Consider the following 1724-nt stretch of genomic DNA (forward strand, 5'->3'; position numbering starts at 1 on the left):
CGCCCCATGAAGCCGCCGCCGAATCCGCGCCGCCGACGCCCGAAGCCCTGCGCGCCGCGCTCGCGCCCGACGACCCGCTGGCCCCGCTGGTGCAGGCGCTGTCCAGCGGCGATTCGATCGTGATCTTTCCCGAGGGCACGCGCGGCCACGGCGATGAGCCCCAGCCCTTCAAGTCGGGCCTGTACAAGCTGGCGCTGATGTTCCCGCAGGCGGTGCTGGTGCCGGCCTGGATCCACAACGTGCAGCGCGTCATGCCCAAGGGCGAAGTGGTGCCCGTGCCCATCCTGTGCTCGGTGACCTTCGGCGCCCCGATCCAGGTCGAGCCCGGCGAGGAGCGCCGCCCGTTCCTGGACCGCGCGCGCCGCGCCGTCATCGCGCTGCGGGAGGTCTGACATGAACGACTTCCTTCGCAACCTCACCACCACGCAGCAGATCGGCGCACTCTTCGTCGCGATGTTCGGCCTGCTCTCGCTGGTCACCCTCTACGCCTTCTTCCAGACGCTGCGCGAGGCGCGCGGCACCGGCGTGCAGGACCAGGCCGAGCACGAGGCGCACCAGCAGGAATGGCGGCGCTTCTGGAGCCTGCTCAAGACCTCGTGGTTCATGGCCACCGTGTTCTGGGTGGGCTGGGCCCTGGGCGATACCGTGGCCACGGTGCTCTTCGCCATCGTGGCGTTCTTCGCGCTGCGCGAGTTCATCACGCTCTCGCCCACGCGCCGGGGCGACCACCGCAGCCTGGTGCTGGCCTTCTTCGTGGTGCTGCCACTGCAGTTCATCCTCGTGGGCACGCGCAAGTTCGACCTGTTCACGGTGTTCATCCCGGTGTACGTCTTTCTCGCGCTGCCGGTGGCCAGCGCGCTCGCCAACGACCCCGAGCGCTTCCTGGAGCGCAACGCCAAGCTGCAGTGGGGGATCATGGTGTGCGTGTACGGCATGAGCCATGTGCCCGCGCTGCTGCTGCTCGACTTTCCGGGCTACGAGAGCAAGGGCGCCTTCCTGGTGTTCTTCCTGGTCGTGGTGGTGCAGGCCGGCGTGATCGCCCAGCACCTGCTGGGCCGCCGGTTCCCCCACAAGCCGGTGGCGCCGCAGGTGAGCCAGAGCTTCCAGTGGCTGAGCTGGGCCAGCGGCGTGGCGGTGGGCGGCGTGGCCGGGGTCATGCTGTCGTTCATCACGCCGTTCAAGCCGGGGCAGGCGCTGGGCATGGCCCTGCTGGCGTGCCTGGCGGGCAGCCTGGGCCACCTGGTGATGAAGGCGCTCAAGCGCGACCGCGGCATCACCAGCTGGGGCATGCAGGGCCAGTCGGTCACGGGCGCGGGCGGGCTGCTGGACCGGGTGGACGCGCTGTGCTTTGCGGCGCCGGTGTTCTTCCACTCCGTGCGCTGGTACTTCGGCTTGTAGGCGAAATCGGCCTTGTGCCCTAGAACTTATTGCCTTCGATGCTATGAATAAGTGAGCATATGCGAATCCTGGGAATCGACCCCGGCCTGCAGACCACCGGCTTCGGCGTGGTGGATGTGGACGGCCACGCGCTGAGCTACGTCGCGAGCGGGACGATCCGCACCACGGCGCTCGCGCTGGGCAACCTGCCGGGCCGGCTCAAGGTGCTGTTCGACGGCATCACCGAGGTGGTGGCGCGCTACCAGCCGGACGTGGCCACGGTGGAAATCGTCTTCGTGAACGTGAACCCCCAGTCCACCCTGCTGCTGGGCCAGGCGCGGGGGCGC

At 69.0% G+C, this 1724-nt stretch carries 3 protein-coding genes; all 3 read left to right on the plus strand.

Translation table 11 applies throughout. The features are described from left to right. On the plus strand, positions 1–392 hold a 392-nt coding region (locus AC27IO_RS23825), incomplete at its 5' end, for a lysophospholipid acyltransferase family protein (RefSeq protein WP_498741132.1). A 1-nt stretch (position 393) separates the two neighbouring features. Beyond that, positions 394–1398 (plus strand): phosphatidate cytidylyltransferase, encoded by a 1005-nt coding sequence (locus AC27IO_RS23830; RefSeq protein ID WP_498741134.1) that lies wholly within the window; start codon positions 394–396, stop codon positions 1396–1398. Between the two features lie 59 nt (positions 1399–1457). After that, positions 1458–1724: crossover junction endodeoxyribonuclease RuvC (locus tag AC27IO_RS23835; RefSeq protein WP_487115471.1), on the plus strand; the 267-nt coding region annotated here is incomplete at its 3' end.

It is taken from the genome of Acidovorax sp. KNOB132 (genome assembly GCF_057541515.1).

Coding starts and splice junctions, on each gene's coding strand:
- AC27IO_RS23830 (WP_498741134.1), top strand. CDS start 394: ATGAACGACTTCCTTCGCAACCTCACCACCACGCAGCAGATCGGCGCA.